General features: G+C 41.1%; 19 protein-coding genes. 18 read left to right on the top strand and 1 reads right to left on the bottom strand.

Features of this window, described 5'->3' with window-relative positions; all coding sequences use genetic code 11:
* The first annotated feature begins 8 nt into the window (after positions 1-8).
* The 3 genes from ABJF11_RS04890 to ABJF11_RS04880 all read left to right on the top strand — a co-directional run bounded on the left by ABJF11_RS04890 (position 9) and on the right by ABJF11_RS04880 (position 2,070).
* Positions 9-845: a DMT family transporter gene (locus ABJF11_RS04890; RefSeq protein ID WP_348118475.1), complete on the top strand. Its 837-nt coding sequence runs from the start codon at positions 9-11 to the stop codon at positions 843-845.
* A 61-nt stretch (positions 846-906) separates the two neighbouring features.
* Complete coding sequence (locus tag ABJF11_RS04885) at positions 907-1,656, top strand: YebC/PmpR family DNA-binding transcriptional regulator (RefSeq protein WP_348118474.1); 750 nt, start codon at positions 907-909, stop codon at positions 1,654-1,656.
* A gap of 21 nt (positions 1,657-1,677) precedes the next feature.
* Positions 1,678-2,070 carry a hypothetical protein gene (locus ABJF11_RS04880; protein ID WP_348118472.1) on the top strand — a complete coding sequence of 131 codons (393 nt, stop codon included), beginning with the start codon at positions 1,678-1,680 and terminating at the stop codon, positions 2,068-2,070.
* Positions 2,071-2,166: 96 nt separating this feature from the next.
* Here ABJF11_RS04880 and gap read toward each other — a convergent pair whose 3' ends face one another.
* Positions 2,167-3,153, bottom strand: a complete 987-nt coding sequence (gene gap / locus ABJF11_RS04875; RefSeq protein ID WP_348118471.1) for a type I glyceraldehyde-3-phosphate dehydrogenase — start codon at positions 3,151-3,153, stop codon at positions 2,167-2,169.
* A 162-nt stretch (positions 3,154-3,315) separates the two neighbouring features.
* Here gap and ABJF11_RS04870 point away from each other — a divergent pair, with 162 nt between their 5' ends.
* The 15 genes from ABJF11_RS04870 (at position 3,316) to ABJF11_RS04800 (ending at position 17,589) form a co-directional block, all read left to right on the top strand.
* Entirely contained in the window at positions 3,316-5,745 is a 2,430-nt protein-coding gene (locus ABJF11_RS04870; protein WP_348118469.1) for a ligase-associated DNA damage response DEXH box helicase, read from the top strand.
* Between the two features lie 19 nt (positions 5,746-5,764).
* Complete coding sequence (locus ABJF11_RS04865) at positions 5,765-6,193, top strand: DUF2147 domain-containing protein (RefSeq protein WP_348118468.1); 429 nt, start codon at positions 5,765-5,767, stop codon at positions 6,191-6,193.
* The gene (locus ABJF11_RS04860; RefSeq protein ID WP_348118467.1) at positions 6,186-6,869 is read left to right on the top strand and encodes a 2'-5' RNA ligase family protein; all 684 of its coding nucleotides are present in this window, start codon (positions 6,186-6,188) and stop codon (positions 6,867-6,869) included. Before ABJF11_RS04865 ends, ABJF11_RS04860 begins: the two co-directional genes overlap by 8 nt.
* A 10-nt stretch (positions 6,870-6,879) precedes the next feature.
* Positions 6,880-7,521: a ligase-associated DNA damage response endonuclease PdeM gene (gene pdeM / locus ABJF11_RS04855; RefSeq protein ID WP_348118466.1), complete on the top strand. Its 642-nt coding sequence runs from the start codon at positions 6,880-6,882 to the stop codon at positions 7,519-7,521.
* Positions 7,522-7,635: 114 nt separating this feature from the next.
* Positions 7,636-8,175, top strand: coding sequence for a sigma-70 family RNA polymerase sigma factor (locus ABJF11_RS04850; RefSeq protein ID WP_348118464.1), 540 nt, complete (start codon positions 7,636-7,638; stop codon positions 8,173-8,175).
* Positions 8,176-8,180: 5 nt separating this feature from the next.
* Positions 8,181-9,068: a hypothetical protein gene (locus tag ABJF11_RS04845; protein WP_348118462.1), complete on the top strand. Its 888-nt coding sequence runs from the start codon at positions 8,181-8,183 to the stop codon at positions 9,066-9,068.
* A 69-nt stretch (positions 9,069-9,137) separates the two neighbouring features.
* Entirely contained in the window at positions 9,138-10,034 is an 897-nt protein-coding gene (locus ABJF11_RS04840; protein WP_348118460.1) for a permease-like cell division protein FtsX, read from the top strand.
* A 3-nt stretch (positions 10,035-10,037) separates the two neighbouring features.
* Positions 10,038-10,253 carry a DUF3098 domain-containing protein gene (locus tag ABJF11_RS04835; protein WP_348118458.1) on the top strand — a complete coding sequence of 72 codons (216 nt, stop codon included), beginning with the start codon at positions 10,038-10,040 and terminating at the stop codon, positions 10,251-10,253.
* Entirely contained in the window at positions 10,250-11,047 is a 798-nt protein-coding gene (locus ABJF11_RS04830) for an undecaprenyl-diphosphate phosphatase (protein ID WP_348118456.1), read from the top strand. The genes ABJF11_RS04835 and ABJF11_RS04830 overlap by 4 nt, the downstream gene beginning before the upstream one ends.
* Positions 11,048-11,067: 20 nt before the next feature.
* Entirely contained in the window at positions 11,068-11,733 is a 666-nt protein-coding gene (truB, locus tag ABJF11_RS04825; protein WP_348118455.1) for a tRNA pseudouridine(55) synthase TruB, read from the top strand.
* Between the two features lie 25 nt (positions 11,734-11,758).
* Positions 11,759-12,688: a bifunctional riboflavin kinase/FAD synthetase gene (locus ABJF11_RS04820; RefSeq protein ID WP_348118452.1), complete on the top strand. Its 930-nt coding sequence runs from the start codon at positions 11,759-11,761 to the stop codon at positions 12,686-12,688.
* Between the two features lie 91 nt (positions 12,689-12,779).
* The gene (locus tag ABJF11_RS04815; RefSeq protein ID WP_348118451.1) at positions 12,780-13,478 is read left to right on the top strand and encodes a CoA transferase subunit A; all 699 of its coding nucleotides are present in this window, start codon (positions 12,780-12,782) and stop codon (positions 13,476-13,478) included.
* A gap of 24 nt (positions 13,479-13,502) precedes the next feature.
* On the top strand, positions 13,503-14,156 hold the full coding sequence (locus tag ABJF11_RS04810) for a CoA transferase subunit B (protein ID WP_348118450.1): 654 nt from the start codon (positions 13,503-13,505) through the stop codon (positions 14,154-14,156).
* A gap of 105 nt (positions 14,157-14,261) precedes the next feature.
* Positions 14,262-14,585: a gliding motility protein GldC gene (gene gldC, locus ABJF11_RS04805; RefSeq protein WP_348118449.1), complete on the top strand. Its 324-nt coding sequence runs from the start codon at positions 14,262-14,264 to the stop codon at positions 14,583-14,585.
* 139 nt (positions 14,586-14,724) lie between these two features.
* The gene (locus tag ABJF11_RS04800) at positions 14,725-17,589 is read left to right on the top strand and encodes a TonB-dependent receptor (protein WP_348118447.1); all 2,865 of its coding nucleotides are present in this window, start codon (positions 14,725-14,727) and stop codon (positions 17,587-17,589) included.
* Position 17,590 lies beyond the last annotated feature (1 nt).

Raw genomic sequence — 17,590 nt, 5'->3', positions numbered from 1 at the left:
TCCGAAGCATGAAGTTTTCTAAGGGAGCTCAGTTCATGATCATCTCCACCTTCACTTTTGCATTGATGAAAGTATGTGTGAAAAAGATTTCACATATTCCAGCTATTGAAATAATACTCTTTCGGTCGATTATCTCAATTGTGATTTGCGTCTTCTTTTTTCTTAAGGACAATATCTCTCCTTGGGGAAACAACAAAAAAATATTGATTCTACGGGGTGTTGTTGGTTCTATAGCACTAGCCTCCTATTTTTATATACTGCAGCGAATACCCTTGGCAGCAGCTGCCAGCATGCAATATTTGGCCCCCATTTTTACTACCATTTTAGGTGTGTTTATTGTAAAAGAGAAAGTAGGATTCAAGCAGTACCTATTCTTTCTGGTCTCTTTTCTTGGGATAGTGATCATCCAGGGATTCGACACTCGGATTTCACTTATTCATTTCATTATAGGAGTGGGTGGAGCACTATTTACCGGATTGGCTTACAACTGCATTCGCATCTTAAAGACCTCAGAACATCCGCTGGTAATCATATTCTATTTTCCATTGGTGTCTCTACCACTCGCAGGTATCATTTCTATTTTCAATTGGGTCACCCCATTAGGGTGGGATTGGATGTATCTTTTATTGGTTGGACTATTTACTCAAATTGCCCAATATTTCATGACTCGATCCTACCAGTCTGAGGAGCTATCCAAGGTTTCAATTATCAACTATATGGGAATCATTTATTCTCTTGCCTTTGGATTCGTCATTTTCGGTGAGACTTATGCTTGGATGAGTTATGCAGGTATGATGTTAGTCATTCTTGGAATTATCCTCAATCTGAAATACAAGAAGACTTGATCCTTCAACTTGAATTTGTAATTTTGAATCGTGAACTCTGAACCTTGAATTTCTAATAATTATGTCAGGACATAGTAAGTGGTCGACCATCAAACGAAAGAAAGGCGCAGCTGATGCCAAACGAGGTAAGATATTTTCTCGATTGAGTAAAGAAATAACGGTCGCTGTAAAAGAAGGTGGCGGAGGTGATCCAGAGGGTAATCCTCGACTTCGCATGGCCATTCAAAATGCCAAAGGCGTGAATATGCCTAAGGACAACATAGAACGAGCGATTAAGAAAGGTATTGGCGGCGAGGCTAGCTCCTACATCGAGCAGACCTTCGAAGGGTATGGCCCATCTGGTATTGCTGTATTTGTAGAATGTCTTACGGACAACCAAAACCGTACTGTACAGGAAGTTAGAGCGGCCTATAGCAAGTATGAAGGCAACATGGGTACTAATGGCTCACTAGAGTTTATCTTCGATCGAAAAGGAGTATTTACACTGCCAATCACTGAGGATATGGATATAGAATCTCTTGAACTTGAACTGATTGACGGTGGAGCTGATGACTTCACCGTCGAAGAGGGATATTTGACGGTCATGTGTGCTTTGGAAGACTTTGGGAATCTCAATAAAAAATTCGAAGAGCTAGAAATTGAACCAGAAAATGCAGAATTGCAGCGAATCCCAAACAACACAAAAGTAATGGATGATGAAGAGTTTAAGAAAGTAATGAAACTTATCGACGTCCTGGAGGACAATGACGATGTGCAGCAAGTCTGGCACAATCTTGAGGTGGGCGAAGGACAGGAAGAGTTACTCAACTAGTCAACCTGAAATATCTAATCTATGGAAATCCAGATGGGAGAAGTATTGAAAATTTTGATTTTTATCCTCTTGGCTATTTTGCTAATTATCAATTCAATATTGAGTGCAAAGAAGACACAAGCCGCATGCAAATTGGACTATTTGAATAATGTCCTCAATGATAAAAATCTTTCAACTTATGTTTTGGTAAAGAAGTTTTTGTTCGCCACGAAGCCTAAACCTTTCCCAGTATTTAAAGAAGAAAACGTGAGTAATTTCTCCTATCGCATGGCGTTGAAGGAAGTGGATGAAGCGGATAAAAATATGAATAGAGCTAATTTCACGCTTGGAATAATAATTTTTACTCTTGCCTGTATTTTAGGCATAGCCTATCCAGAGACGGTTCAGGAGATATTTAGAAGCACTTCTAGCTGATAATTTGGCCACTCTATCGGATCTCGATAGGGCATAGACACAAAAAAACCTCGACCAGAGGCCGAGGTTTCAATTTCATTAAACGCGAATTTGAAATTATCCAATTTTAGCGATCAAGTCGGCCGCTCTATTTGAGTAACCCGCTTCGTTGTCGTACCAAGAAGCCACTTTTACCATTTTGCCATTGGCAGATGTGATGCCGGCATCGAAAATAGAAGAGTGCGGGTCACCAACTATGTCAGAAGATACAATCGGATCTTCAGTGTATTTCAAAATACCTTTCATTGGCCCTTCAGCGGCAGCTTTCATTGCAGCGTTTACTTCCTCTACAGTTACCTCTCTTGATAGCGTAGCAACCAAATCAGTAATAGATCCAGTAGGAGTAGGTACTCTCATAGAGTTGCCATCCAGTTTACCGTTCAATTCAGGTAATACCAACCCAACAGCCTTGGCAGCTCCTGTTGAAGTAGGTACCATATTGATAGCAGCAGCTCGTGATCTTCTCAAGTCAGCATGAGGGCCGTCCTGTAGATTTTGATCCGCAGTGTATGCATGAATAGTAGTGATAAATCCTTGCTCTAGTCCGAAGCTATCGTGCAAAACCTTAGCGATAGGAGCCAGGCAGTTGGTAGTACAGGAAGCGTTAGACATAATAGTCTCATCGCCCGTTAGAATATCTTCATTTACACCCAACACTACAGTTGGGATGTTACCTTTTGCAGGAGCAGATATAACTACTTTTCTAGCACCAGCGGTCAAGTGTTGGCTAGCCCCAGCTTCGTCTACGAATCTACCTGTAGATTCCAATACCACGTCGATACCTAAAGCCTTCCATGGCAAGTCAGCAGGAACTCTTTCAGCTGTGATGCTGATCTTCTTTCCATTTACAATGATTCCATCTGCAGCCGCCTCAACGGTTCCGTCAAATTTACCCTGAGTAGAATCATACTTTAGCAAGTGTGCCAACGTCTTAGTATCAGTCAGATCGTTGATTGCAACGACTTCTACATTTTCCTTTTTCAATAATGCTTTGAACGCAAGTCTCCCGATTCGTCCAAATCCGTTGATAGCAACTTTAATCATTGATTAATAATTTAGTGTGTGTTAAAAATTTTCGCAAAACTAATAGGTTGAACGACTAATTCAAATTATTGGTTCGTAAAGAAATGAAGAGTTAATTGGATGTTTGTTAATTTATCAACAGATAATATTAAGATATCATAATTATTATAGACTTTCGTTGAATTGATCGCAAAAAAAGCCATAGAAATAGGAGTAAACTGGTTCCATTCGAAAAATTGGAAGGTTTATAAATTCCAAAAAGAAATGTGGCAGTCTTTTTTTAATCTGCCCAACGGACTACTCAATGCGCCTACTGGCAGTGGTAAAACCTTTGCACTTTGGATTCCTGCTGCAGTCAATGCCTATCATCATAAATCCGAAAGAAAGAAAATTAAAGTGATTTGGCTCACGCCATTAAAGGCACTGGCCAATGATATCAAGCTCGCTCTAGAAGAATTCAATGATGATAATGATCTAAAGCTAAAAGTGGCCATTAGGACTGGAGATACCAGTACCACTGAGAGAAAGAAAATTACAGACTCGGCACCCGATGCCCTTATCATCACTCCAGAGAGCCTGCATCTGATGCTTACTCAAAAAAACGCCCCTAACTATTTTAGTGATTTACAATGCGTAATTGTCGATGAATGGCACGAACTCCTGGGTAGCAAACGTGGAGTTCAAGTCGAACTGGCACTCTCCAAACTTAGAGCCTGGTCAGATGTCGGACTGAAGACCTGGGGCATATCTGCGACTGTTGGCAATATGGACGAGGCCTTGTCTGCACTTATAGGCCCTCATGGCCAAGGTGAAATCATTCGATCCAACATAAAGAAGAAGATCTTGATCAAATCCGTGATCCCGAAAAAAGTAGAGAACTATCCTTGGGCAGGACATTTGGGTATTCGCCTCATGAAGGAGGTCATGGACATTGTGAAACAGAATAATACTACACTGCTATTCACTAACACCCGGTCCCAAACAGAGTTGTGGTATCAGGGGATCGTGGATAAATATCCCGAGATGATTGGCCTCATGGCGATGCACCATGGATCAATCGACAACGACATCCGACGATGGGTCGAAGATGCATTGAATATGGGTAAGCTTAAGCTCGTTATCTGTACCTCTAGTCTCGATCTTGGTGTGGATTTCAGGCCAGTGGATATGGTGATTCAAGTCGGTAGTCCCAAAGGAGTTTCCAGATTTTTTCAGCGAGCAGGGCGAAGCGGTCATGGGCCAGGCGAGACCAGTAGAATGCACTTTGTACCCACACATGCCCTCGAACTCATGGAAGCTGCCGCGCTAAGAGCCGCCATAGATGATGATCTATTTGAGCCAAGAAAACCACTGACCAAATGCATAGACGTACTGGTACAATATCTTGTCACTCTGGCTGTAGGAGATGGATTCTATCCAGATCAGGTATTCGAAGAGATCAGATCAACTAATTGTTTCAAGGCATTGTCACCTGAAGAATGGCAGTGGTGCCTTACGTTTATCACTACAGGAGGAGAGAGTTTATCACAATATGATGAATTCTCTAAAGTCGAAATCCTAAATGGTGTCTACAAAGTCAATCGTCAGAAGGTGGCCATGAGACATCGCCTGGGCATGGGTACCATTGTGGGTGACCCTGCCCTCAAAGTAAGATTTCTCACAGGCGGGTATATAGGTACCGTAGAAGAGAGTTTTGTCTCACGTCTCAATGCCGGTGATGTGTTTTGGTTTGCCGGACAAACCCTGGAATTCGTAAGAATCAAAGACCTGACTGTTATTGTCAAAAAAGGCAGAAAGAAGAAAGGGATTGTACCCCGTTGGGGTGGGGGCCGGATACCATTGTCCTCCCAGCTATCCCAGCTGCTCAGGCAGAAATTTGAGTCAGCGGCCAAAGGGATCTATGACTCGATAGAAATGAAAAGGCTTAAGCCCCTGTTAGATCTTCAAGCCAAACTTTCTATTATTCCCGACAGCCAAACTCTGCTTATAGAAAAAACTCAAACCAAAGAAGGATATCACGTTTTTGTATTTCCGTTTGAAGGGAGAGCCGTGCACGAAGTGCTGGCCGGAGTCGTCGCCTTTCGAATTGCTCAATCGGTGCCTATTACATTTTCTATCTCAATGAACGATTATGGATTTGAGTTGCTTTCCGATCAAGAAATACCAATCGAAGATGCACTTGAGCAAGACTTATTTACTACAAAGGATATTTTCTTCGATATTTCCTCCTCCATCAATCGGTCCGAAATGGCCAGAAGAAGATTTAGAGACATTGCCTCTATCGCAGGGCTTGTCTTTCAAGGATACCCAGGGCAGCCCATAAGAGGAAAGCATTTACAAATGAATTCGGGCATTATTTACAGAGCACTAGCCGATTATGATCAGGACAACCTGTTGCTAAAACAAGCCGAAGAAGAAGTGCTTTCTCTCCAGCTAGAGCAAGAGCGGTTTCTGGAGTCTATGGAGCGCATCAACAAGCAAGAAATAAAAATGGTGAAGACAACACAACCAACTCCATTTTCATTTCCTATTTTAGTAGATGGTATGCGAGAGCGGATCAGCTCAGAGACACTTTCAGATCGCATAGCCAGAATGCAATTGAATATGGAATAGTCATTAAACATTAAAACGGATGAAAATTTTAAGTTTCCTCTTGGCCTTTGCCTTTTCACTGAACCTTGCTGCCCAGAATGACATAGTCGGAAAATGGAAGACCATTGATGACGAATCTGGAAAGCCAAGATCTGTGGTCGAAATTTATAAAAAAGATAATCTCTACTATGGGAAAATTACCGACATGTTTCTCGAGCCTCACGAGGACCCTGACCCGGTTTGTGATGAGTGTGACGAAGAAGATGAGCGCTACATGAAAAAAGTGCGAGGCATGGAAATCCTAAAGGCCTTGCGTCGGGATGGTGATGAATACGTAGACGGCAAAATTCTGGATCCTGAAAATGGTAAAGTATATACTTGCAAACTGTGGCTTGAGAATGGAAATCTCAAACTTAGAGGGTACGTTGCGATCTTCTATCGAACGCAGACCTGGCTGAAGTATGAATGAATCGTCTGATACCATCTACAATGATTTGTGGAAAGCGGCACAGCACCAATTTAGTCAAGGGACTCACTCTATTGATCCCTATCTGGATACAAAAGAAGATCTGAGGAGAGGAGTTACCCTCCTGGCACGCCCTGACGACAACATTATTACCAGAATTCAAGACTTTCAAGATCGACTACGCGAGTTGGAACCAAATCAATATTACTACCCTGCTCCCGACGTGCATCTCACAGTTTTATCGATTATTTCATGCCACAAGGGCTTCTTGCCAAATAAATTTGACGCGTCAGGACACATTGAGCTGATCCAATCATGCTTGTCCGACCCCATCGAAGTTATGCTGCGCGGCGTTACCGCAAGCCCGTCTGGAGTATTGGTTCAAGGGTTTTCGGATAAAAATGAATTGAATAGTCTCAGGGATAGACTTAGAACTGCCTTTAGAAGTAGTCATCTTGAAAACACCATTGATAAGCGCTACAAAATCAATACCGCTCATCTTACGGTCATGCGTTTCAGAAAGCCAATGACCAATCCTCAAAAGGTTCTCAATTTGCTGAATATCATGAGAGGCGATTCGTTTGGGAAAATGAAAATTCATGATCTCCATCTGGTTTCCAATGACTGGTACCAAAGCGCAAAAAAAGTGAACGAACTGAATACCTTTAAGCTTGGTTAGAAAAAGGAGTATGGGAAACTACAAGTTTACTATTGAAGGACAGTCACTTTACCTTTTGCCAGATAAAGTAATTTTCTGGAGTCAACAAAAAGCATTGATTTTGTCAGACCTACACATTGGTAAGGCCAGTCATTTTAGAAAGGCAGGAGTGCCTATCTCCTCCCGAGTCCATATCAATGAGTTTTTTATTCTGGATGCCCTCATAGCGGAATTCAATCCTGCGAAAATCTTGTTTGTTGGAGATCTTTTTCATAGTGATTTCAATCAGGAATGGGATTTATTTTATACCTGGTCTCACAACTATGCGAATATTGAAATGATTCTAATCAGAGGAAATCACGATATACTTCCCGACTCTGTATACCAAAACTCCAGACTTAGAGTCCTAGAACAGTTAGTCATTGATAACCTGGAATTTACTCATGAAAGAAATGAAAACTCTGACTGGTACAACATCTCAGGACACCTACATCCCGCAGTCTCTCTGGTTGGACATGGAAAGCAATCATTGAAATTGCCATGCTTCATGTTCAGGCCGGATCATGCATTTCTTCCTGCCTTTGGACACTTTACAGGCTTGGCTAAAATCAAGCCCAACAAAAAAGATAATATCTTTGTAGTAGCAGAAAACGAAATTATTCACGTTAGCTAGTGTGAGTATTTGTCGTAAATCAGCTAAATTGGAAGACTGATGACATTATTCTAGCCCTAAGGGTTACAATTAGTTAGATTGTAGTATTTAAACTAGAGCGAGAGCTTTTAAGTCATGAAAGATCATGAAGTCTTAGAAAGAGTAAGTAGAGGGGATGAGGTAGCATTGGACTACTTGTACAAGAAGCATTACAAAATGATGACTCGGATTGTACTTAATAATAATGGGTCCGAAGATGAGGCTAAAGATATTTTTCAAGACGCGCTCTTGGTATTTTGGCAGAAGGCCGTATCTGGTAAGCTGGTATTGACTTCGAAGATTAGCACATACATATATAGCATATGTCTTAATCTATGGAGAAAAGAACTTGATCGAAAAGGGCGTTTGTCCTCAGAAGAAGTAGATCAATCCATCTATCAGGAACATGAGAAAAACGAGAAAATAAAAATAATAACTGAGTGTATTAATCAACTCGGTGATACATGTAGAAGAATATTAACGTATCATTATTTTGATGGATTGTCTATGACTGACATTGCTGAAAAGCTCAATTTTGCAAACACAGACACAGCCAAAACAAAAAAATACAAATGCAAGAAAAAGCTGGATATGATGGTTAAAAGAAACTATTCTTCTCAAGATGTACTAGACTAAGAAAAATGGGTATTAATAAATACAGCAGAGATTTTGAAGCATATTTTAGTGGGTCCATGTCTGAGACCGACCGTATACTGTTTGAAGGTAGAGTCGAGAGTGATCCATTGCTAAAGTCTGAGTTTGAAAGACAAAATGATATTGTCGAAGGGTTGAAAGCACACCGGACCGCAGAGCTTAAAACAAGACTAAATAATATTTCAGTTGAGCCTACATTGATAGGTACCCTGATGCAGGGTTCAATGATGAAGACGCTGACTTATGGCGTGACATCATTAATGATCGCTTCTGGAGCCTATTTCTTTTACAACAAAGAAGCAGCTATCAAATACCATATCGATGCACTCGACTCCAAGAATGATTACACCTTAGGCAGTCAAATGTCACCCGCTGTTTATGGCAAACTAGATTATCGATATGAAGGCAATATGCAAATGCTCGATTATGTAGAGGCATCACCAGTATTAAAGAAGAGAGACTTTAAAGAAGCGCGATTAGATAATACCCAAAATATCACATTTAGTGTTCCAGAAGTCAATCCTAGCCACGAAGAAACCTTTGATGGTATGGGAGTGGACATTAACGCACTGGATAGAATAGAGCAAGTAACAGGCATATCGGAATTCGACAAAGTCAATATCCAGACCATCAATTCCAGAAAATACAACTTTCACTACCGCCTGGAAGAAAACCGATTATTCCTTTATGGCAAGTTCAGCGAATCTCCATATGAGATTATCGAAATCAGCACACCGGGCAACAAGAAGCTGTTTTTCTACTATCAAGGTGATTTTTATCAGTTGAGAAAAAATGCGTCTTCCATTACTCCGTTGTCCAAAATAGAAAACCGTGAGCTCATAGATGAGTTGGGTGCTCTAAAGGTCAAAGGATAATCACATTAGACTAATTTATTTTTATCTCTCAACTATTTCCCTAATTGGATTATTTTTGACCTTAGCATTATGGCAAAGGACAAAAAATTCAGAAAAAAGAAACGCCTGGGAAGTTATCCCTTCCTTAGTGTAGTATTCAGCATCACTCTTGCACTATTTGTCATGGGGCTATTTGGATTGCTCCTCTTGATGACAAAAAACCTAAGCACTATCATTCAGGAAAATGTGGAGATGCAAGTTTTCCTAAATAAAAACCTCAGTCAGAACGAAATCACAAAAATCACAAAAACCCTTTCTGCTAAAGATTATGTAATCAAAAAGGAAGGTGTGGCTCAAATTCAATATCTCACTAAGGAAGAAGCTGCCAAAGATTTCTATGAAGAAGCTGGTCAGGATTTTGTAGAATTTCTTGGAGACAATCCGCTGAGAGATGTGGTAGTCATAAAGATCAACCCAGATTTTCATGCGTCTCAGAATCTATCAGAAATAAAAAAAGAAATTGGATTTATTAGAGGAGTGTATGAGGTTACTTATATGGAAACAGTGGTCAACAGCATTCGCCAAAATGTGCAAAAGGTCAGCTTCGTCCTTATTGGGTTTACTATCATTTTACTGATAGTAGTAGTGATATTGATCAACAATACAATCAAACTGGCTTTATTTTCTCAACGCTTTCTGATTCGTAGTATGCAGCTGGTAGGCGCTACAACCAGATTTATTAGAAAACCGTTTTTGATCCGAGCCTCTTTCTTCGGATTTGTGTCTGGTGTGCTCGCAATAGGAATGCTCGCTTCACTGATGAGGTATATGGATACCGAAGTCGACGGTCTCATAGATTTGCTTCGAATAGATCAGGTAGTTATGTTGAGTTCAGGAATTGTGCTTGTGGGAATTTTTGTAGGTTTTATGAGTACATTTGTGGCTATCAGAAAGTATATGAGAATGTCATTAGACGAACTTTATTAGATTATGAGCGATAAGAATAAACTGGCTTTTCAAAAAATAAATTACATGATCATGCTTGCCGGCATCGTTGTGTTAATTCTCGGCTTTTTTATCATGACATTGGATACAGAACCTTATGGATTTGGATTCCTCGGTTTGACATTAGGCCCTATCGTGGTCCTCCTTGGCTTTGCCATAGAATTTGTAGCCATACTTTACAAGCCAAAGGACAATAAATGAGTTTTATCGAAGCCTTGATCCTTGGAGTTATTCAGGGATTGACTGAATTTCTCCCGGTGAGTAGTAGCGGTCATTTGGAGCTCGGTACCTATTTTCTTGGTGTCCAGTCTGAAGACAATCTGCTTTTTTCCATCATCCTACATGGCGCTACTGCCTGTAGTACTATAGTGATCTTCAGAAACGAGATACTTGAGATAATAAAAGGAATATTCAAATTTGAATGGAATCAGTCCACTCAATTTGCAGCTATGATTGTACTTTCTATGATTCCCGTCGGTATCGTAGGTGTATTCTTTGAAGACCAAATCGAATCGCTGTTTGGAGGCAACATTTTACTCGTGGGTACGATGCTACTTGTAACCGCCGCCCTCCTTTCCATCACCTATTTCAGCAAAAAGAATGAGGGAGAAGTGACATTCAAAAGCTCATTTATAATTGGATTAGCCCAAGCCATAGCTATCATGCCAGGCATATCCAGATCTGGTGCTACCATTTCCATGGCTTTGATGCTTGGGGTCGACAAACAAAAGGCCGCCAAATTTTCGTTTCTTATGGTTCTGCCCCCAATTTTGGGAGCTATGCTTTTGAAAACAAAAGACTTTTTGGAGCAACCAGAATTCGTTTCTAATATTTCAGGAATGAATCTGACAGTTGGATTTCTAGCCGCCTTTTTCTCTGGATTGCTCGCCTGTCAATGGATGATTTCAATCGTGCAAAAAGGTAAACTTATCTATTTCGCCGCCTATTGTGCAGTGGTTGGGCTACTGGCTGTGGCTGGAGGCCTATTATGGTAGCTCCCATTCACATATCGGATATGGATTTCGAAGAAGGTGAAGTGTTTCTCATTGACAAACCTTTGGAGTGGACATCCTTTGATGTAGTGAAAAAAATTCGCGGTCGCCTTAAAATCAAAAAAGTAGGGCATGCTGGTACACTTGATCCACTAGCTACAGGTCTATTGATAGTTTGCGCTGGCAAGGCCACCAAAAAAATTAATGAATATCAGGATTTAGGCAAAACCTATACTGGGACATTGGTGCTAGGAAAGACCACTCCTTCAGTGGACCTGGAAACAGAATTCGACAGCGAAGCGCCCTACGATCACATTACCGCAGAGGCGATTAAGAAGGCAGCGGCTCAATGGACAGGAGATATCATGCAAGTACCACCCATATATAGTGCGATCAAGATCGATGGAGAGCGTGCCTACAAAATGGCTAGAAGAAAAGAAGAAATAAAGCTTAAGCCAAGACCTGTTCAAATTGAATTGTTTGAAGTGAATGCTGAGCAGTTGCCCGAAGTAAAATTCAAAATCAAGTGCTCGAAAGGTACCTACATTAGGAGCCTTGTGAGGGATGTAGGAGAAGTTCTGGGTTGTGGAGCTTATATGTCAGAATTGCGCCGTACCGCCATAGGTGACTTTGAAGTTGACGACGCTTTCGTATTAGAAGACTTTATTTCCCGACTGCAAAGAGATTAGTTTTGTTAGTAATATTTTCACACAGATGGTCATAATCGACGCAAATCAAGCAATTCCTAATATTCCTAACGCGGTGGTGACCAGCGGTACCTTTGATGGTGTTCATTTCGGACATAAGAAGATCCTAAAAAAGATTGTAAAGACCGCGAAGAAAATTCAAGGCAAAAGTGTGGTGCTTACCTTTTGGCCGCATCCAAGATTTGTACTCTTTCCAGAAGAAAAAACGCTAAAGCTCCTTACCACCTTTGAAGAAAAAGCAGAACTTCTCGAAGAGGTAGGAATTGACTATCTGATCAAAGTCAATTTCACAAAGGAATTTTCGCAGCTGTCATCTGAGAACTTCATTCAAAAAATGCTTGTGGATGCACTAAAGACAAATAAACTCATCATTGGGTATGATCACCGCTTCGGAAAGAATCGTACTGGCAGCTTTGAATATCTCAAAGAAAATAGCATGAGATTCGGGTTTGAGGTAGAAGAAATCCCTCGTCAGGACATAGATGATGTGGGAGTCAGCTCAACCAAAATTCGTCAAGCGCTTTTTCATGGAGAAGTGGATCATGCTGCAGAATTATTAGGACGCAGGTATAGTCTGACAGGCACAGTTGTGCAAGGTAAAAGGGTTGGGACTGAGCTTGGATTTCCTACCGCCAATATCGCGGTAAAGGAAGATTTTAAGCTAATACCAAAGGATGGATCCTATGCAGCCAAAATTCAGATCGGCCAGGTGTGGCACAAGGCCATGGTAAATATTGGTGTTCGACCAACCGTCGACGGATTAAATAAAGTAATTGAAGCCCATATATTCGATTTCAACGAAGATATTTATTCTCAAACCGTCAAGATTGAATTTGTACAATTTCTTCGGGAGGAGAAAAAATTTGATTCTTTAGAGGACCTAAAGAGCCAGCTTGAAAAGGATAAAACGTCGTCCCTGCTTCTGCTAAAAGAATAATCTCTCAGATGCATCGAATTTCATAAGACTGAAAGCGTCAAAAACGTTAAGTTTGTGTTGAAGCAAAGTACACTAAACAACATTACCCCACATGAACAAACTTGTAGCTGATGCCCAAGAAGCCATTAGAGATATTCAAGATGGCATGACCCTGATGCTTGGAGGATTTGGCCTCTGTGGCATTCCCGAAAATTGTATCTCCGCCCTCAACGATAAAGGAATTTCAAATCTTACTTGTATCTCCAATAATGCTGGAGTAGATGACTTTGGACTAGGATTACTACTTCAAAAAAAGCAAATCAAGAAAATGATATCTTCGTACGTAGGAGAGAATGACGAATTTGAAAGGCAGATGCTAAGTGGTGAGCTAGAAGTTGATTTGATTCCACAAGGCTCCCTTGCAGAAAGGTGCAGAGCGGGAGGGGCAGGGATTCCGGCCTTTTTTACTCCAGCTGGATTTGGTACCGAAGTGGCAGAAGGAAAAGAAGTCAGAGAATTTAATGGTAAACCGCATATTCTCGAATCAGCGCTTACGGCTGATTTTGCAATAGTCAAAGCGTGGAAAGGGGATAAATTCGGAAATTTGATATACAAAGGTACGGCACGTAATTTTAACCCACCTATGGCTATGGCTGGCAGAATTACTATTGCTGAAGTAGATGAACTTGTAGAGCCGGGAGAATTAGATCCTAATTTTATTCACACACCAGGGATTTTTGTTCAGCGTATTTTTCAGGGAAAAGACTACGAGAAGCGTATAGAACAAAGAACTGTACGTTCAAGAAATTAATATATCAACACAAATTCAAGACTTATGTTAGACAAAACCGGAATAGCTAAGCGTATCGCACAAGAATTGCAGAATGGTTGGTATGTAAATTTGGGTATAGGTATTCCTACCTTGGTAGCCAACTATATACCTGAAGGGATCGAGGTTGAATTCCAGTCTGAAAATGGAATATTGGGGATGGGCCCATTTCCTTATGAAGGAGAGGAAGACGCAGATATGATCAATGCAGGGAAGCAAACCGTAACACTATTGAAAGGAGCTTCCATCTTTGATTCGGCGACCAGTTTTGCCATGATCAGGGGACAGCATGTACAATTGACCGTGCTTGGTGCTATGGAAGTATCTGAGACCGGCGATATTGCAAATTGGAAAATTCCTGGTCGGATGGTCAAGGGTATGGGAGGAGCAATGGACCTTGTGGCTTCGGCCGAAAATATCATTGTAGCCATGATGCATACAAATAAGGCAGGAGAATCTAAAATATTGAAAAAATGCACGCTTCCGCTGACCGGAGTAGGCTGTGTTAAAAAAATAGTCACCAATCTGGCAGTTCTGGATGTGACCACCCAAGGATTCAAACTGATAGAAAGAGCACCTGGGGTATCAGTTGAGCAAATCAAAGAAGCCACCGAAGGCACTTTGATCGTAGAAGGAGATATACCAGAGATGAAACTCTGATTAATTGGCTAAAGAAAACTACCTAAAGCAGGAAGACTTTTATGTCCTCCTGCTTTTTTGTTTCTTTGCGCCTCACTTATCAAGGCAGGTATCAAACACAAGCAAATGAAAAAATCTAAAATCAATATCGAGGTTACACTAGACGAACAAAATGTACCCGAAAATATCCTATGGTCAGCCGAAGATGCTGGCGCCGAAAAGCAGAACACTAAGTCTATTTCAATAGGAATATGGGATGAAAAAAAACGCGATACACTGATGCTCGATCTATGGACCAAAGAAATGAATGTTGATGAAATGAAACAGTTTCATGTCAATCTTTTAGGAAGCTCAGCAAGTACAATTTTATCCGCAACTGGTGATGAATTTATGTCATCCGAAATCTCCAACTTGTGTGAGAAATTGGTCCAATATTTAAGTGAAAAATAGTATGCACGCATAATTTTTCTCAAAAATCACTATTAGGCAATCAATAAAGGCTGTTTTTATTAATTTTTCTTTAATATTAGAGAGTCGAAATCTTTTTTTCGAGACGTAATGATCAGCAAAACACTTAATAATGATGAATATGAGTAAACTTTTTACTAAACGATTTTATCTGAGTTTTGTACTCGTAGCACTGACCATTTTTGGTGCACAGGCACAAACCAGTATATCAGGAAGTGTTGTAGACAGCAACACGAAGGATCCCTTACTAGGCGTAAGCATTTTGGTTAAGGGTAAGGTAGTCGGTACGATATCCGATACCGACGGAAATTTCTCACTAAACGTATCGTCAGCACCTCCACTGACTTTAATCTTTTCAATGGTCGGTTTTAATGCCACCGAGATTGAAATTAGTGATTCAAATGTTCAAGGATTAGAGGTTAGCCTTGAGGAGTCAACTATTATGGGCCAGGAAGTAGTTGTATCCGCCTCTCGTGTGGAGGAATCAGTGATGCAATCACCAGTTTCTATTGAGAAAATGGATGTACTCGCCATAAAGAATACAGCTTCGGTCAGTTTTTATGATGCCCTGGCAGGATTCAAAGGTGTGGACATGAGTGCTCAGAGTTTGACTTTTAAATCAGTGAATGCTCGAGGGTTTGGTGCAAACGGTAACACGCGTTTCGTTCAGTTGATTGACGGGATAGATAACCAAGCACCTGGTTTGAACTTTGCCGTAGGGAATATCGTCGGAATCAATGACCTGGATTTGGAAAGTGCTGAAATGATTCCTGGAGCTGCATCTGCTCTCTATGGACCAAATGCACTGAATGGTATTTTGCTATTGAATAGTAAAAGCCCATTCGAATACCAAGGACTAAGTGCATATGCAAAAGTTGGTGTAAACCATGTAGACGGAGAGGATCACGACCCAGCTATGTACAACGATTACGGTATTAGATACGCAAAGGCTTTCAATAATAAATTTGCATTCAAAGTAACTGCCTCCTATGTAGGAGCGCAAGATTTTATTGGAGTGGACAACAGAGACCAAAGCACTGATACCAATGGAGTAGAGCACGGTGGATCTGTAGAAACTACGGGCAGAACAAGAGCCAATAACCGAACTTATGACGGTACAAATACCTATGGAGACTTTGGCTTTAGCCTCGGTCTAATTCCTTTGTTGGATCCTGCGTTTTCCGCAGTTTCAGGACAGCTTCCTAGCGGGGCAGACGGAGCATTTACTCCTACTGGATTCTCTGAAAGCTCATATGTTGATAATACAACAGAAAGTATCAAATTCGGTGGCGCTCTACACTATAGAGTGACTGATAATATTGAAACCTTCGTTCAGTTCAACTGGGGCTCTGGTAGCACAGTGTATACTGCCAACGACAGATTCGTACTAGACAATTTCTCTATCTGGACAGGAAAACTTGAAGTTAGAGGTTCAAATTTCTACTTGAGAGGGTATACTACCCGTGAGGATTCAGGAGATACTTATGCTGCCAACACGTTGGCCTCGCTCATGAACCAACAAAGTTATATTCCTGATTACGCACTAGGATTTTTAGGAGCGAGAGGTCAGGGAGCAAACATCACACAAGCTCATGCAGCAGCTAGAGCTTATGCCGATGGATTGCAACAGGCCTATGCACCGGGTACTACAGAATGGGATACTCGAACTGCAGCGCTACGTGAAACATCAATATTTGAAGGTGGAGCGAAATTCAAAGATGCATCTAGCATGAACCACGTGGAGGGAAGTTACAATTTCTCAGAGATGGTTGATTTTGCAGATATCGTCGTAGGTGGTAACTGGAGACAATACAATCTTGATTCCGAAGGGACACTTTTTGCTTTGAATGATGATGGAAGTGAACAGTCGTTTAGCGAATATGGAGCTTATGCTCAAGTTTCAAAGGCGTTGCTCGAAGACAAATTGAAAGTTCAAGTGTCTGGTAGATATGACAAAAACGAAAACTTTGACGGTCAGTTCTCACCAAGAGTTTCTGTTGTAGGTACTATCGCAGGAAGTCACAACTTGAGAGGTTCGTTCCAAAAAGGCTTTAGAATCCCTACCACCCAGGATCAATTCATTGATCTGGATGTTCAGACTCGCCGACTCATTGGTAGCAACAAATTCCTGGTTGATAGATACAACTTTAGAACCAATACTGTGTATACAGAAGCTAGTATTGCTGCAGCCAGAACCGCTGCTGCTTCAGGAAATGCCAATGCAAGAGACCTTCTGGTAACTCCAGATAAAGTCAATGATGATTTCAAGACAGAGAAAATCAAGACTTTTGAAATTGGTTACCGTGGACTGTTCTTAGAAGATCGATTGATGATAGATGCTTACTACTATCACAGTACCTATCAGGACTTCATCGCTGAAATCACTTTTGGTCAGGCAGTGGATGCTACAGACAACACCAACGTGGATGGGTTTGACCCAGTGACTGGATTTGATCCAAATTCGGACGCTGGTAAAGATGCTATCATTGGGAATGCAGTTCCTGGTGGACGTATCCAGAATTATGGATTTGACACCAACGCCGATGGAGATATCAAATCTCATGGTTGGGGCTTACAAGCAGATTACTCACTGGGCGGAGGATATACTGCTAGTGGTAACGTAGCTTTCAATGAGCTGTTGGATGATGATGAGCTAGTGGCTCAAGGGTTTAGATCTGCTTACAATACACCAAAGTACAGAGCAAATCTATCGTTGTCAAATAGAAATGTTGTTGAGAATGTTGGATTTAACGTGGCCTGGAGATGGCAGCAAGCTTTCTTCTGGGAGTCTTCATTTGGTGCAGGTGTAATTCCTGCTTTTGGCACATTGGATGCGCAGGTGAGCTACAAAGTACCAAGCATCAAATCTGTGGTGAAACTTGGAGGTAGCAATGTACTGAATAGAAGATATACTACTTCTTTTGGAAACCCACGAATGGGAGCTATCTACTACGTGTCTATCACGTTTGACCAATTCTTAAACTAAT

Source organism: Reichenbachiella sp., assembly GCF_039941815.1.
GTDB lineage: Bacteria > Bacteroidota > Bacteroidia > Cytophagales > Cyclobacteriaceae > Reichenbachiella.
This window is presented reverse-complemented; position numbering and strand designations above follow the sequence as displayed.

Excerpts from the sequence above, each read along its gene's own strand:
- ABJF11_RS04890 (WP_348118475.1), top strand. The coding sequence starts at position 9 with ATGAAGTTTTCTAAGGGAGCTCAGTTCATGATCATCTCCACCTTCACT.
- ABJF11_RS04885 (WP_348118474.1), top strand. The coding sequence starts at position 907 with ATGTCAGGACATAGTAAGTGGTCGACCATCAAACGAAAGAAAGGCGCA.
- ABJF11_RS04880 (WP_348118472.1), top strand. The coding sequence starts at position 1,678 with ATGGAAATCCAGATGGGAGAAGTATTGAAAATTTTGATTTTTATCCTC.
- gap (WP_348118471.1), bottom strand. The coding sequence starts at position 3,153 with ATGATTAAAGTTGCTATCAACGGATTTGGACGAATCGGGAGACTTGCG.
- ABJF11_RS04865 (WP_348118468.1), top strand. The coding sequence starts at position 5,765 with ATGAAAATTTTAAGTTTCCTCTTGGCCTTTGCCTTTTCACTGAACCTT.
- ABJF11_RS04860 (WP_348118467.1), top strand. The coding sequence starts at position 6,186 with ATGAATGAATCGTCTGATACCATCTACAATGATTTGTGGAAAGCGGCA.
- pdeM (WP_348118466.1), top strand. The coding sequence starts at position 6,880 with ATGGGAAACTACAAGTTTACTATTGAAGGACAGTCACTTTACCTTTTG.
- ABJF11_RS04850 (WP_348118464.1), top strand. The coding sequence starts at position 7,636 with ATGAAAGATCATGAAGTCTTAGAAAGAGTAAGTAGAGGGGATGAGGTA.
- ABJF11_RS04845 (WP_348118462.1), top strand. The coding sequence starts at position 8,181 with ATGGGTATTAATAAATACAGCAGAGATTTTGAAGCATATTTTAGTGGG.
- ABJF11_RS04840 (WP_348118460.1), top strand. The coding sequence starts at position 9,138 with ATGGCAAAGGACAAAAAATTCAGAAAAAAGAAACGCCTGGGAAGTTAT.
- ABJF11_RS04835 (WP_348118458.1), top strand. The coding sequence starts at position 10,038 with ATGAGCGATAAGAATAAACTGGCTTTTCAAAAAATAAATTACATGATC.
- ABJF11_RS04830 (WP_348118456.1), top strand. The coding sequence starts at position 10,250 with ATGAGTTTTATCGAAGCCTTGATCCTTGGAGTTATTCAGGGATTGACT.
- truB (WP_348118455.1), top strand. The coding sequence starts at position 11,068 with ATGGATTTCGAAGAAGGTGAAGTGTTTCTCATTGACAAACCTTTGGAG.
- ABJF11_RS04820 (WP_348118452.1), top strand. The coding sequence starts at position 11,759 with ATGGTCATAATCGACGCAAATCAAGCAATTCCTAATATTCCTAACGCG.
- ABJF11_RS04815 (WP_348118451.1), top strand. The coding sequence starts at position 12,780 with ATGAACAAACTTGTAGCTGATGCCCAAGAAGCCATTAGAGATATTCAA.
- ABJF11_RS04810 (WP_348118450.1), top strand. The coding sequence starts at position 13,503 with ATGTTAGACAAAACCGGAATAGCTAAGCGTATCGCACAAGAATTGCAG.
- gldC (WP_348118449.1), top strand. The coding sequence starts at position 14,262 with ATGAAAAAATCTAAAATCAATATCGAGGTTACACTAGACGAACAAAAT.
- ABJF11_RS04800 (WP_348118447.1), top strand. The coding sequence starts at position 14,725 with ATGAGTAAACTTTTTACTAAACGATTTTATCTGAGTTTTGTACTCGTA.